Annotated in this window: 11 protein-coding genes; 3 read left to right on the forward strand and 8 right to left on the reverse strand. The window is 53.6% G+C overall.

Annotated features, from left to right (window positions below):
• The first annotated feature begins 151 nt into the window (after window positions 1-151).
• Complete coding sequence (locus MKZ07_RS22250; RefSeq protein WP_162174440.1) at window positions 152-1,888, forward strand: sensor histidine kinase; 1,737 nt, start codon at window positions 152-154, stop codon at window positions 1,886-1,888.
• Window positions 1,889-1,894: 6 nt separating this feature from the next.
• A complete protein-coding gene (locus tag MKZ07_RS22255) occupies window positions 1,895-3,520 on the forward strand; it encodes a helix-turn-helix domain-containing protein (RefSeq protein WP_036691682.1) in 1,626 nt (541 codons plus the stop codon).
• Window positions 3,521-3,796: 276 nt separating this feature from the next.
• Here MKZ07_RS22255 and MKZ07_RS22260 read toward each other — a convergent pair whose 3' ends face one another.
• The 5 genes from MKZ07_RS22260 to MKZ07_RS22275 all read right to left on the reverse strand — a co-directional run bounded on the left by MKZ07_RS22260 (window position 3,797) and on the right by MKZ07_RS22275 (window position 9,025).
• Entirely contained in the window at window positions 3,797-4,756 is a 960-nt protein-coding gene (locus MKZ07_RS22260) for an IS3 family transposase (protein ID WP_445670302.1), read from the reverse strand.
• Window positions 4,672-4,974: a transposase gene (locus tag MKZ07_RS33640; protein WP_076157211.1), complete on the reverse strand. Its 303-nt coding sequence runs from the start codon at window positions 4,972-4,974 to the stop codon at window positions 4,672-4,674. Before MKZ07_RS33640 ends, MKZ07_RS22260 begins: the two co-directional genes overlap by 85 nt.
• A 274-nt stretch (window positions 4,975-5,248) precedes the next feature.
• On the reverse strand, window positions 5,249-6,673 hold the full coding sequence (araA, locus tag MKZ07_RS22265) for an L-arabinose isomerase (RefSeq protein WP_036691681.1): 1,425 nt from the start codon (window positions 6,671-6,673) through the stop codon (window positions 5,249-5,251).
• A gap of 39 nt (window positions 6,674-6,712) precedes the next feature.
• On the reverse strand, window positions 6,713-7,408 hold the full coding sequence (locus MKZ07_RS22270) for an L-ribulose-5-phosphate 4-epimerase (RefSeq protein ID WP_036691678.1): 696 nt from the start codon (window positions 7,406-7,408) through the stop codon (window positions 6,713-6,715).
• Window positions 7,409-7,411: 3 nt separating this feature from the next.
• Window positions 7,412-9,025, reverse strand: a complete 1,614-nt coding sequence (locus tag MKZ07_RS22275) for a xylulokinase (protein WP_036691676.1) — start codon at window positions 9,023-9,025, stop codon at window positions 7,412-7,414.
• A gap of 281 nt (window positions 9,026-9,306) precedes the next feature.
• On the opposite strand from MKZ07_RS22275, the gene MKZ07_RS22280 reads away from it, so the two are divergent.
• Window positions 9,307-10,407: a GntR family transcriptional regulator gene (locus MKZ07_RS22280; protein ID WP_076156559.1), complete on the forward strand. Its 1,101-nt coding sequence runs from the start codon at window positions 9,307-9,309 to the stop codon at window positions 10,405-10,407.
• 120 nt (window positions 10,408-10,527) lie between these two features.
• On the opposite strand, the gene MKZ07_RS22285 is transcribed toward MKZ07_RS22280, so the two are convergent.
• The 3 genes from MKZ07_RS22285 to MKZ07_RS22295 all read right to left on the reverse strand — a co-directional run bounded on the left by MKZ07_RS22285 (window position 10,528) and on the right by MKZ07_RS22295 (window position 13,478).
• Window positions 10,528-11,271, reverse strand: a complete 744-nt coding sequence (locus MKZ07_RS22285; protein ID WP_036691673.1) for a hypothetical protein — start codon at window positions 11,269-11,271, stop codon at window positions 10,528-10,530.
• Window positions 11,272-11,382: 111 nt separating this feature from the next.
• Window positions 11,383-12,756, reverse strand: coding sequence for a sensor histidine kinase (locus tag MKZ07_RS22290; RefSeq protein ID WP_235218349.1), 1,374 nt, complete (start codon window positions 12,754-12,756; stop codon window positions 11,383-11,385).
• A 23-nt stretch (window positions 12,757-12,779) separates the two neighbouring features.
• Window positions 12,780-13,478 (reverse strand): response regulator transcription factor, encoded by a 699-nt coding sequence (locus MKZ07_RS22295; RefSeq protein ID WP_036691670.1) that lies wholly within the window; start codon window positions 13,476-13,478, stop codon window positions 12,780-12,782.
• Between the last annotated feature and the right edge of the window lie 19 nt (window positions 13,479-13,497).

The raw sequence follows: 13,497 nt of genomic DNA on the forward strand, positions 1-13,497 counted from the left end.
GACGGTATCGTGTCAGCGAGAAATATAAGGATAAGTTGTCGTGTGGAACATACAAATTCTTATATTTTAAGCTAAGGGGAAGGACGGCAGCCGTCCTTCCCCTTTCCTGCCGCTCAGCGTGTAAATGTACCTAAGGATAAGGGGGATGACTGTGAAACTATCATTGCGATTCAAAGTGAGTGCCCTTGTCCTGCTGCTGGTCACGCCGCTGTTCCTCTTTCTCTCCTACACCAATCTCTATTCCACCAACATTGTCCGGGAGAAGGTTGCGAAGTCTGCTTCGGACACGTTGACCCTGCACTTAGGTACTCTCGATGAGCTGCTGGAGCAGACCAGCCATTATCTGCTGCGTACCGCCAATGAGAACATGCTGCTGGAGCTCTATTCGGACAGCGGGCCCGACAGCGTCAATTATTATCTGTCCATCCGTAAGCTGATGGACCAGTGGTACAGCGATGTCAGCTACTACACCATTATCCGCAGTGTCTTCGTCTACCATCAGGACCGGGATGAATTATTCCTCAGCAGCCAGAGAGAGTATTACCAGGAGAAGGAGGTCATTGCCTCCGGGCTGTCTTCACACCTCAAGGCCCCTAATCTCCAGGCCTCCCTGAAGTGGGAGACTGTGACTCTCGGCGGAGAGCCGGTGTTATTCAAGGTGCTGCCGGACAAGAGCGGCCGGCTTCTCATGGGGGTACTGGTCAGTATCGATTCTCTGGCCCAGCCGCTGACCCAGTTGGAGTCTACCGGAGGCAGCGGGCAGGTGGGCATGATCGACAATGACGGTAAATTGCTCTGGGGCCAGTTCGCCAGTGAAGATCTTGCGCTCATCCGCAACCAGCTGGGCCGTCCTGACCGTCCGGTGGATGCCTCGATTCGCCTGAGTAACGGCAATTCGTATTTGCTGATTGACAAGCCTTCGCAGTATTCCAATCTGAATGTCTTCTTCCTGCTTGACGAGAAATCGATTCTGGACGAGCTGCCGATCTTCCAGCGGATCATCAAGGTCATTCCTTTCGTCATTATCCTCGTAATGGTTATTCTGCTGGCTCTGCTCAGCAGGCTGGTGTTCAAGCCTATCCAGCAATTGACCAGCGGGATGCGCATCCTGGGGAAGGGGCAGCTGGAATACCGGCTGAAGGATGGCAACAGCAGAGAGTTCCAGATCATTACGATGCAATTCAACCAGATGGCGGAGCAGATCGGTAATCTCAAGATTGATGTGTATGAGGAGCAGATGAAGGTGCAGCAGGCCGAGCTGAAGCATCTTCAGGCGCAGATCAATCCTCATTTTTTCATGAATTCCTTGAATATCGTCTTTCATCTGGTAGAGCTGAAGCAATATGCGCTGATCAAAAAGATGATCGGACATCTGGTCTCCCACTTCCGCTTCATTATGAATACCAATGACGCCTGGATTCCGCTGCGCGGCGAGCTGGGTCATATTCAGAATTATATCGAGATTCAGATGGTCATGTATCCCAACAAGCTGTCTTATGAGGTGCAGCTTCCGCAGGAGCTTGAGTCTACACTGATTCCGCCGCTGCTGATCCAGCCCTTCGTCGAGAATGCGATCAAGCATGGATTCATCAACAATTCGAAGCCCTTCAACGTTGGCATAACCGTCAGTGAAGATGCAGGGGAGAGCGGAAATTCCTGCATTACCATTCAGATCCGCGATTCCGGGCCGGGCTTCTCCGCAGCTCAGCTCGACATGCTCAATCATGGCGTGTATGAGCGCAAGCCGACAGACCGCCATCTGGGAATATGGAACGTATACAGACGCATGCTGATGTTCTATAACAACCGGGCACGGCTTACCTTCCACAATGCTCCAGACGGAGGCGCGGTTGTGGAAATCAGACTACCCGTTCAAAAGGAGCTGTGACGTTCAATGTACAGAGTTCTAATCGTTGACGACCAATACTTCGCCTTGCTCGGCCTCCAGCAGGGGGTGGATTGGAGCGCGCTTAGCGTGTCGGATGTCTGTCTGGCAGAGAATGTGGATCAGGCAATTGCTATTCTTGAGCAGAAGCCCGTAGATCTGCTGATCTGCGATATCGAAATGCCGGGCAGAAACGGCCTTGAGCTGCTGGCCTGGGTGAAGCAATCTGCTCCCGGTACGCTGACGATTATGCTGACCTGCCATGCCGATTTCGAGTATGCCCAGCGCGCGATTTATCACGGTGCCTTCCATTATCTGCTCAAGCCGGTAGACTATGAGGAATTGATGAAGATCTCCCGTGAGGCGCTCGCTGAGATCAGCAAGCAGAAGGAGCAGCAGCAGTTCGAGACCCTGATCCAGGAATACCGGAGACAGTGGGAGCATCAGCTGCCGCTACTGGTGGAACGGTTCTGGCAGGATATTCTCAGCCAGCGGGCGGCGCCCGTGCTGGAATCGCTCACCCTTCCGGCGAACACCTACAATCTGGATCTGCAGCCCGGGGACCGCTACTTCCTAGCTCTGCTGGGGCTGGAGCAGTGGAAGGAGAACCTTAGTGCACGGGATGAGACGATTATGGAATATGCGCTGCGCAATATGGCCGATGAGCTGCTGCTAAGCGGGCTGGAAGGCACCGTGCTGCAGGATCAGGTCGGCCATAATCTGGCGGTCATCTACGTGCGTGGCGATATGAAGGCCGTCCGGCATACGCTGGAGCAGAATGGCCGCACCTTCCTGGATACCTGCGGGCGGCTGCTGCATTGCTCCCTGTCGATCTACATCAGCGCGGGCGTCCCTCTGTCCGGTATCATGAGCGCATATACGGATGTCACTGAACGGGAACAACGCAACCTGAACCGTTCGCGTCAGGTGTTCGGACCGGAGGATCAGGCGTATGGCCGAGATCTGCCGCTTGCGCCGGGGCCTCAGGCAGCGCCTATGCACATCTTCGGAGAGTGGGCGACCCTCCTGGAGCTTGGCGAGCTGGAGGAGCTGGAGCGCCGTGTGACCCTGTGGTTCTCGGGCATTGAGCCTGGCCGCTGGACAAGTGAACTGCACCGTCAGCTTATTCACGGCATCCTGTTCATTGTACACACCGTTCTCGCCAAAAAAGGCTTATCCGCACACGCCTCAGCCGAGCTGAAGCCCTTGATGGATAAGGAGAATTATCCGAAGCATTCCGCTTCGCTCCAGCATTGGGCGCTGGAATGCCTGCGAGCCGTAATGCGCTTATTGCAGACCAGCAATAACGTATCCTCGGCCACAGTCACCAAGATCCGGCAGTATATCCGCTCGCGTCTGAGCGAGGAGATCACCCGGGATGAGCTGGCCGCGTATGTGTACTTGAACCCGGCCTACTTGTCGCGGCTGTTCAAGAAGGAGACCGGGCTGTCGATCTCAGATGTGATCATACAGGAGCGGCTGCAGAAGGCCAAGCAACTGCTGGAGGAGACCGAGCTGAAGATTACCGATATCGCCGAGCAGGTCGGATACACCAGCCTCGGCAGCTTCTCCAACCTGTTCAAGCGGGTCGTCGGCACCACTCCGCAGCAATACCGTGCGCGGAATAGGAAGTGAGCGGGGGCGCGGGGACGTTAGTGACACCAGGAGCACTAGGCATAGGAACCGCTGCGCTAGCACATTCAGCAGACTGATCGCTGCGCCTGCACATTGTGATCGGTTTTCCGATTACATTCGAGCCGATTGCCTCGCGCCTGCACATTGTGATCGGTTTTCCGATTACATTCGAGCCGATTGCCCCGCGCCTGCACATTGTGATCGGTTTTCCGATTACATTCGAGCCGATTGCCCCGCGCCTGGTCATACCCCTGTCAAGTAGACAGATAAAAAAAGCTAAGCAGCCAGCGCGTGCCGATACTCAATCGGCGCGCGCTGTTTCAGTTTTGCCTGAAAACGTTGGTAATTGTAAAAGTAGATATACTCCTCCACCGCTTGATGAATCTCTGCTTCTGACTTACACTGGTGAAGGTACAACTTTTCTGTCTTCAGATGCGAAAAGAAGGATTCGATGCAGGCGTTATCCAGGCAGGTTGCTTTGCGAGAGTGGCTGCCCTTGACGCTGAATGCCTCTAATCGTGTGTTGTACGCCTGAGACGTGTACTGAAAGCCTTGGTCCGAATGGAGCACGGCCTCAGACACGTCTCTTTTCCGTGTCCACTGTTCCACCGTATCCAGGACGAGGTTTACGTCGTTTCGCTCCGAGATCTGCCAAGCTACAATCTCATTGTTGAAGAGGTCCTGAATCGCAGACAGATAATAAAAGCGGGTGCCGTCTGAGATATACGTAATGTCCGTGACTAGCTTCTGCTGTGGGGCTGTCGCATGAAACTTACGCTTTAACCGGTTCGGGTAGACCACGGAAGGAGCAGAGCCCGCACGACGCCTTTTCTTGCGAATGACGGACTGGATCGATAGCTCTTTCATGAGCCGCCATACCTTCTTGTGGTTGACGAGGTAGCCTGCCTCCCGCAGGGCTGCCTGCATTCGAGGGTACCCGAAATAGGGATGAGCCAGGTGAATCGCCACCATATGCTCTTTCATAGCGTGCTCTTGCTCATGGGCCTCCATTCGTCGAGCCTGTGTACCTCGCCACTTGTAGTAATTCGCCCGCGATACCTCTGCAATGGCTAATAGGCGGGTGACGCCATGTTGGTCACGTAGTTCTTCAAGGATGGCGTATTTGTCGTGTAGTCCAAGCTTCCCTCCCTTTATAGATTTGGATACCGCTTTTTTAAGTAGTCCACCTGTGCCTTTAAGTAATCTCGTTCTTCTTCTATACTGGCAAATGTAGATCGTGGACGTCCTTTTAAGGGGCTTGTTACCCCTTTTGGTGTATGGAGTGGCTCCCCATTCCGATATTTCTTTACCCATACTTTAAGCTGGGTACAGTTCACAATCCCCAACCTGTCGGAGACGACCTTATAGCTCTCCCCTCCTGTACAATAGGCTTGAATAGCCTCTTTCTTGAATTCCTCTGTGTACGATTGAAATACTTGTCCCTTTTTGGCCATACCAAAATCCCCTCCATGGTCACTCACTTCCTCATGTTAACACATGAGGGTTTTTACGAGTGTCTACTTGAAGGGGATAATACCAGCCTGCACATTGTGATCGGTTTTTCGATTACATTGGGCCGCCTACCCTGGCACAAGCTTCCCGGCGGTGCAGGCAGATGTCTTTTGCATACCGCCGCCGCGCCCACCATACCTGCCAAACAAAAAGAGCGAGAGGGCTATACGCCCCTTCGCTCTTTTTAACATGCTTTACTTTAACAATTAACTCTTATTACTTAATAATCACGTATTCCAGTCCCACCAGCTTGGCGTAGGTAACGATCTGATCAGTAGTGAGGTTCAGCGATACGACGGTATGGTGTCCGCCACCGTTCTCGATCCATGCTCTGACTCCGTCCTGGAAGTTAGGCTTCACCTGCCACAGTACGCGTGCTACCGGAAGATTCGGAGCTGGAACGGTTGGCTCGAAGGCGGTAACTTCGTTGATCAGCAGCTTGTAATGAGTGCCGAAGTCAGCCATCGATACCACGACACCTTCGCCTGCCTTGCCGTCGAAGACGAGACGGGCCGGGTCTTCGCGGTCGCCGATGCCCAGCGGGGACACGATGATCTTCGGCTGGTTGCTGGCCAGGCTCGGATCAACCTCCAGCATGTGGGACTGGAGAATCGCTTCCTGTCCGGCAGCCATTTCGTAAGTGTAATCCTCCATGAACCCGGTGTTCAGGTTGTGGCTCATGACCTTCATCAGGCGGTCCAGGGCCGCAGTCTTCCAGTCCCCTTCACCGGCGAACCCGTAGCCTTGTGCCATCAGGCGCTGAACAGCCAGACCCGGAAGCTGCTTCATGCCGTGCAGATCCTCGAAGTTGGAGGTGAAGGCATTGTAGCCGCCTGCATCCAAGAAGCGCTTAAGGGCAATCTCATAGCTCGCCTGCACCTTCACGCTGGCTTCCCAATCTTCCTTGCTGTACGTGCCATAATCAACGGCATACAGCTTCGTATATTCTGCGAACAGGGCATCGATCTCTTCCTGCTTCACTTCGTTCACATAAGCTACCAGATCGCCGATGCCGAAGTAGTCCACGGTCCAGCCGAACTGGATCTGGGCTTCTACCTTGTCGCCTTCGGTCACGCCAACGTTGCGCATGTTGTCGCCGAAGCGGGCAACCTTGATGTTGAAGCCTTCGTTATAAGCTACGGCAACGTCCATCCATTCTGCAATCTGCTTCTGGACTTCAGCACGTTCCCAGTATCCTACAACGACCTTATTCTGCTTCTTCAGACGGGCATTGATGAAACCATACTCACGGTCGCCATGGGCAGCCTGGTTCAGGTTCATGAAGTCCATGTCAATTGTCGCCCAAGGAATGCTCTCATTATACTGGGTAGCCAGGTGCAGCAGCGGCTTCTGCAGCAGCTTCGTGCCGCGAATCCACATTTTAGCCGGGGAGAAGGTGTGCATCCAGGTGATTACACCGGCAACCTCGTCACGGTAGTTCACTTCTTTCATGATGGAAGTGATTTTGTCTGCGCTAACGGCCAGATCCTGCAATACCAGCGGATAAGGAAGCACCCCGCTATTGTTGAGCGCATCGGTCATTTCCTGAGCATGAGCCTTCACTTCACCCAGCGCTTCATCTCCATACAGGTGCTGCGATCCTACTACGAACCAGAATTGCTTGTCGCTTACTGTTGACATAATATTCATCCTCTTCTCTATTAGTTTGGTAAAAGTCAGTTATTTCTGTCCGTAATACGCGTCCTTGCCGTGCTTGCGCAGGTAGTGCTTGTCCAGAATCCGCTGCGGCAGCTCCTCGGCGAACGTATTCAGCTGGCGGGCGAAGAGATTCATCTTGGACACTTCCTCCAGCACCACACTGTTCATGACAGCGGCGTGGGCATCCTTGCCCCACGTGAACGGCGCATGGCCCTTCAGCAGAACGCCGGGAATCGCCATGACATCCAGCCCCCGCTGTTCAAACGTCTCAATGATCACATGCCCGGTCTCTGCTTCATACCCGCGGTCAATCTCTTCCTGGGTCAGGAACCGTGTGCATGGTACAGAACCATAGAAGGTATCTGCATGTGTCGTCCCCATAACCGGAACATCCAGTCCAGCCTGAGCCCAGATGGTTGCCCATGTGGAATGCGTATGCACGATGCCGCCGATCTCAGCATAATGCTTGTAGAGTACAGCATGAGTGGCTGTATCCGAGGAAGGTCGCATCTCTCCTTCCACCACATTGCCATCGAAGTCCACAACGACCATATCGCTCGGCTTCATCTTATCGTAGCTGACTCCGCTCGGCTTGATGACGAACAGGCTGCTCGCCCGGTCCACCGCGCTCACATTGCCCCAGGTGTATTTGACCAGCCCGTGCTTAGGCAGCTCCAGATTAGCCTCGCATACCTCTTCCTTCAGTTGCTCCAGCATATGTTAATTCCCCCCGTTCTCTACGAGATGATCTACAGCGGCCTGCTCAATCGCCAGACCCGCCGTGTAGCGTTCCATGAACAATTCAAAGCCCTTCACATCTGCCGCAACCGGATGAATAGTCTCGCCTTCGATATCCTTGAAAACCTTCTGGTCGAGGAAATCATCCAGACGCTCCTGCTGCCCTCTATTCTTCATATAAGAAGCCAGTATCGCCATGCCCCATGCGCCGCCTTCTCCGGCTGTTGCCATCACAGAGACCGGCACATTCATCGCAGCAGCTACAATTCTCTGTCCGACTACAGGCGTCTTGAACAAGCCGCCATGCGCCAGAATGCTGTCGATGGACACCTGCTCCTTCAAAGTCAGAATATCCATCCCGATCTTCAGTGCGCCAAAAGCGGAGAACAAATGCGTCCGCATAAAGTTACCCAGCGTGAAGCGGCTCTCCGGCGAACGGACGAACAGCGGCCGTCCCTTGTCCAGCCCGGTAATATTCTCACCCGAGAAATAGCCGTAGCTCAGCAAGCCGCCGCCATCGGCGTCTGCCTCCAGTGCTTTATTGAACAGAACGCTGAACAGCTGCGCCGGATCAACCTTGAAGCCCATCGCCTCCGAGAATTCCCGGAACAAGCCGACCCAGGCGTTGATATCGCTGGAGCAATTGTTGGCATGTACCATTCCCACCGGACTACCATCCGGGGTGGTCACCATGTCAATCTCAGGATATACCGCCGTAAGATCCTTCTCCAGCACGATCATAGCGAATACGGAGGTGCCTACAGAGATATTACCGGTCCGTTTGCGGACACTGTTCGTAGCGACCATTCCTGTTCCGGCATCGCCTTCCGGAGGACAGAGCGGAATGCCTGCCAGCAGGTCCCCGGACTCATCCAGCAGTCTCGCTCCAGCCTCTGTTAACACGCCCGCCTGCTCGCCTGCAGCGTAGACCTTGGGCAGAAGATCACTCAGCTTCCAAGGGTAATTCTTAGCGGCAATCAGCTCATCGAACTGGCTGACCATGGCCGGATGGTAATTCTGCGAAGCTTCATCTATAGGGAAGACCCCGGAGGCATCGCCAATCCCGATCGCCTTGCTGCCGGTCAGCAGCCAATGGATGTATCCGCCCAGCGTCGTTACGAACGTTGCCTGCGGAACATGCTCTTCCCCGTTCAGAATCGCCTGATACAGGTGGGCAATGGTCCAGCGCTCCGGAATATTGAACTGGAACAGCTCTGTTAATTCCTTGGCCGCCGCACCGGTTGTAGCATTGCGCCAGGTCCGGAACGGAACCAGCAGCTCGCCCGTGCTGTCAAAGGCCATATATCCATGCATCATTGCTGAGAATCCGATCGAACCGACAGTAGTAACCGTAATCCCGTATTTCTGTGCAACCTCCTGCTTCATCTCGCGGTAAGCCGCTTGCAGGCCCTTAATAATATCCGTCAAAGGATACGTCCAATATCCGCTTTCCAGCAGGTTCTCCCACTCGTAGCTTCCGGATGCAACCGTCTCGAACTGCTGATCAATCAGGACGGCCTTGATACGTGTGGACCCAAATTCGATACCCAGTGATGTCTCTCCCTTAAGTATCGCTTGCTTGATGTTCTGATCCATGCCCACGTTACTCCTCTCTGAACCAAACTGTGTTACTTACGAATCTAAAGAATGCGCTTCCTTTATGAACAGGTTTAGTATATTTTTTGTTCGTACATTTGTCAATAATATATATAAGATATACCTACAAATTTACCGAGAAATCACCCGTTTTTTATGCAAATCATTATATATAGTAGACACCGGAGGATATTAAGCTTATATTCAAGCTATAATATGTACGTACAACTACAATAATTTATCCATTTCAAATAAGAACAACTATGAAAGAAGTGACCCGTGTGCGAACCAAGTACCAGATCATATTCGATGAACTCAAAAGCAATATCCTGTCCGGCACCTACAGTGTAGGCGAACAAATTCCTACGGAGTCGGCGCTGCAGGAGATGTACGGCGTCAGCCGCCAGACCGTGCGGAAGGCCATTCTGGAACTGTCCAACGAGGGGTTCCTGCGGAGCGAGAAGGGCTCAGGCACCTATGTCAGCCACCAGTTCCGGTCCAAATCCGGGAATGGCGCGGGCAAACGGACCATCGGCGTAATCACCACATACCTCTCCGATTATATTTTCCCCTCCATTATCCGGGGGATTGAAGGCAGGCTCAACGAGGACAACTATTCCCTGCTGCTCGCCAGCACCAATAATGATGTGGCCCAGGAGAAAAAGGCGCTGGAAATGATGCTGTCCTTCGGGGTAGACGGGCTGATTATCGAGCCTACGAAGAGCAATCTGTACAACCCGAACATCGCCTATTACCTGTCGTTCAAGGAGCAGGATGTCCCGTTCATCATGATTAACGCTTATTATGAGGAGCTGGAGGTGCCGTTCTTCTGTCTGGATGATGTACAGTCCAGCTATCTGGCGACCCGGGAGCTGATCTCGAAGGGCCATACCCAGATCGGGATTATCGCCAAAATGGACGATCTCCAAGGCAAATACCGCATGAAAGGCTATATCAAGGCGCTCGGCGAAGCCAAACTGCGCTTCCACCCGGAGCAGGTGCTCTCCTTCGATACGGAATCCAAGTGTGACCTGTCGGCGAACCTCAAGCAATTCCTGAAGGATAACCGGGAGGTGCTGACAGCCCTTGTGTGCTATAACGACGAGGTGGGACTCGAGGTGGTTAACGTCTGCAAGCAGCTGGAGATCTCGATCCCGGAGGAGCTGTCAATCATTGGCCAGGACAATTCCTATATCGCCAAGAACGCAGGCATCAAGCTGACGACCTTAACCCACCCGCAGGAGCAGATGGGCCGGGATGCGGCCGAATGGGTCATTAAGAAGCTCCAGGGTAAAAAAGATTTGAAGAACAGCACCTACTATCTGCCTGAGCTGATAGAGGGGGAGACGGTGCGGGTGCTTGCGCCAGCTCCAGCGGAATAGGGTAGTCCGCCCGGAAATAAGATACACAGACGAACAGCCCTGACCGCTTCATGACCATTAGAGGCCATGAAGCGGCAGGGCTGTTCTTTTTCAATCCGGCTGAACTGGGGTACAGGCTTCTTAGTCCAGCAGAGTAGAGATGCTGATGCTTTCAATCTTAGCGCCCTTGACATGGAACAGAATATAATCCACATAGTTGCTTGGGGCGAACCGGTAGTCATCCTCTTCCTCAGGTGCCCCGTCTCCGGTCAGTTTGCCTTCGGGATAGGCTTTTTTGAGTGTGTCCAGGCTGTCTCCAACCTTGATATTACGGACCGTAGTGTACTTCGGATCGGTAATCTTAATGCTGAAGATGTAGAACTGCTTGCCGTCACCCGAATCAATCGTCTTAATCTCCAGGCCCGGGAAGGTATACGTGTTCTCTGTTCTGCCGATCAGGGTATCCATATTCTTACCGTCATCCAAGGAATACGTGTGCGATTTCTTCGCCGTTGCCTTGCCCAGCATACTCTCCAGCTTGGTATCATCCACAATGTCGGAGAGGGCGATAGTGTGATCTTTATGGACAAAAGCCAGCTCCTTCAGAATCACATTTCCTTCCTTCTCAATGGTTCCCTCCTTGATCGCCTCGGAGCTGCCCGCTGAAGCCGCTGGGGTTGGCTCGACCGGAGCAGCTTCAGTCGCCGCAGGCTCAGCAGCAGGGGTAGCCGAAGCTTCCGGTGCAGCTGTGGACACCGCTTCAGCTGTAGGTTCTCCCGAAGGGGTGGCCGCCGGAGCGGCCGAATCGGACTGGCATCCGGCCAGAAGTGTCATTAATAATACTGCGGGCAGCAGCAGCGCTGCCGGTTTTTTAAATGTTCCCATAAGTAATCCCTCCATGAATGTACGCGATGAGCGCGTTGTTTGTTTGGTATGAGGTTAGTATACGAAAACCATTTATTAGTGTAATAACAGAGTTGTATCAGTCTTGTAACGTCAACTAAGCGGCAGATGGATGGAGACGGTGGTTCCGGTTCCGAGCTGGCTCTCTATGCTGAGGTGCCCGCCGAACTTCTCGGCGATCTCCTTACAGATGGATAACCCCAGCCCCGTTCCGCCTGCCGCGCTGGCATTCCGTGCCCGGTAGAAGCGTTCCTGGACGCGGGTAAGTTCATCCGCGCTGATTCCGATGCCCTGATCGCTGATCTGCACGACAGCTTCCTGCTCCCGGACCGAAGTTTCAATGCTTACCCGGGTACGGAGACCGGAGTATTTAATGGCATTGTCCAGTACATTCGCGATCGCATGGGACATCAATACCCGGTTGACATAGACGAAGACGGGCGGCCCCTGCCGGATCGTAAGCTCTATCCCCTTACTGTCCGCCTTGGTCCTCAATCCAGCGGTTACCCCTGCGGCCAGCTGTGCCAGGTCCGTCTTCTCGGCATCGATTCCATCCTGCCCTGCCTTATCGAAGCGCGACAGCATGAGCAGCTCATTGACCAGCCGGGTCAGGCGGTCCGATTCATTCACCAGATGGAAGTAGATCCGCTGCAGCTCCTCATCCTCGTCCTCACCTTCGTACAAATATTGTGAGAACCCCTTGATGGCAGCTAGCGGCGTCTTCAGCTCATGGGATACATTCGAGACAAACTGCTTCTGATATTGGATATAGTCGCTGAGCTGAATGCCCATCCGGTTCAGGCCCGCAGCCAGCATGCCCAGCTCATCCTTCCGGTTCAGGCGCACCTCCCTGAACTGCTGGTTGGAGAAGCTCTCTGTCGCGCCAAGCAGGTATTTGATCGGCTTCGTCGTATTACGGGCGATGAAAAGACTGGAGAGCGTAATCAGGATAATGAACCCTCCCGCACCGGCGAACAGGATATAGCGGATCTGATCCATCATCGTATAGAAATAAGAGACATCCTCCACGAACTCGTACACATAGCTGTTCTGATAATATTTGTCTTGGATCGGAACTGCGAAGTACAGCAGGTGATCCCCGGAGACCGTGTACGCATAATTACCCTTAAGAGCGTTCTGGATATTCCCGGGGAAAATGACGGGGGTCTTGTTATTAATCACAATCCCGTCAACAGCGAGTCCCAGCAGCTTCTGGCTGCTGTCGTAGATCCGCACCTCCTTGACGGAGGCTTTTAACGTCTCCAGCGCGCTTCTCGCCACCGCCTCCATCTGCCCGGCATCCACCTCTTGTTCGTGCCTGGAGAGCACCTCTCTGAAGGACATCTCGCCCAGATCTGCCTTCTCCATCATTTGCTTCTCTATCGTTACGAAGCTGAAATAGTCAATCGCCTTATTCACCGAAATAATGATAACGGCAAAGGACAACACCGAGAACAGCAAATACATTAGCACCAGCCGGGTCGCGTATTTCAGGCGGAGCCACCTCCCAGCTGATAACCGAAGCCGTAGACGGTCCTGATATATTTCGGATTCTCGGCATCATCCTCCAGCTTCTTTCTTAAGCGCATAATCGTCATATCCACGCTGCGGCTGTCGCCCATGAAGTCATAGCCCCAGACGATCTCCAGCAGCTCATCCCGGGTATAGATTTTGTCCGGGCGCTTCAGCAGCGTCTCCAGAATTCTGAATTCCTTGGCCGTCAGGGCAACCGGAACGCCGCCCTTCTGCACTACCCGGGTCTCCAGATCGAAGGTCAGCTCCTCATGAGTGATCCGGGTATCTTCAGCATCTGCGGGCAGACCGCTGTTCTGGGCTCTCCGGAGCACCACCTTGATCCGCGCCAGCAGCTCCCGGTTATCGAACGGCTTGGTCATGTAATCCTCGGCCCCCAGCTCAAGTCCCAGGACCTTATCTATAATCTCATTCTTGGCCGACAGCATAATGATGGGAACCGCCTGCCGCTTGGTAATCTCCTTGCACAGGTCATAGCCGGAGCAATCGGGCAGCATCAGATCCAGTACCACCAAATCCGGCTGAAAAGAATCCAGGGCCGTAAGCCCCGCACTTCCGTTCTCCGCAGTCCGCACCTCATAATTCTCTCTGCGGAGCACAAGCTCGATCAGGTCCCGCAGAGCCGCTTCATCATCGATTACGAGAATTTTGTTCATCCGATCCCTCCTCTTCTAC

It is taken from the genome of Paenibacillus sp. FSL P4-0338, from assembly GCF_038002365.1.
Classification (GTDB): Bacteria; Bacillota; Bacilli; order Paenibacillales; family Paenibacillaceae; genus Paenibacillus_AQ.

Coding starts and splice junctions, on each gene's coding strand:
- MKZ07_RS22255 (WP_036691682.1), top strand. CDS start 1,895: ATGTACAGAGTTCTAATCGTTGACGACCAATACTTCGCCTTGCTCGGC.
- MKZ07_RS33640 (WP_076157211.1), bottom strand. CDS start 4,974: ATGGCCAAAAAGGGACAAGTATTTCAATCGTACACAGAGGAATTCAAG.
- araA (WP_036691681.1), bottom strand. CDS start 6,673: ATGTCAACAGTAAGCGACAAGCAATTCTGGTTCGTAGTAGGATCGCAG.
- MKZ07_RS22270 (WP_036691678.1), bottom strand. CDS start 7,408: ATGCTGGAGCAACTGAAGGAAGAGGTATGCGAGGCTAATCTGGAGCTG.
- MKZ07_RS22275 (WP_036691676.1), bottom strand. CDS start 9,025: ATGGATCAGAACATCAAGCAAGCGATACTTAAGGGAGAGACATCACTG.
- MKZ07_RS22285 (WP_036691673.1), bottom strand. CDS start 11,271: ATGGGAACATTTAAAAAACCGGCAGCGCTGCTGCTGCCCGCAGTATTA.
- MKZ07_RS22290 (WP_235218349.1), bottom strand. CDS start 12,756: ATGTATTTGCTGTTCTCGGTGTTGTCCTTTGCCGTTATCATTATTTCG.
- MKZ07_RS22295 (WP_036691670.1), bottom strand. CDS start 13,478: ATGAACAAAATTCTCGTAATCGATGATGAAGCGGCTCTGCGGGACCTG.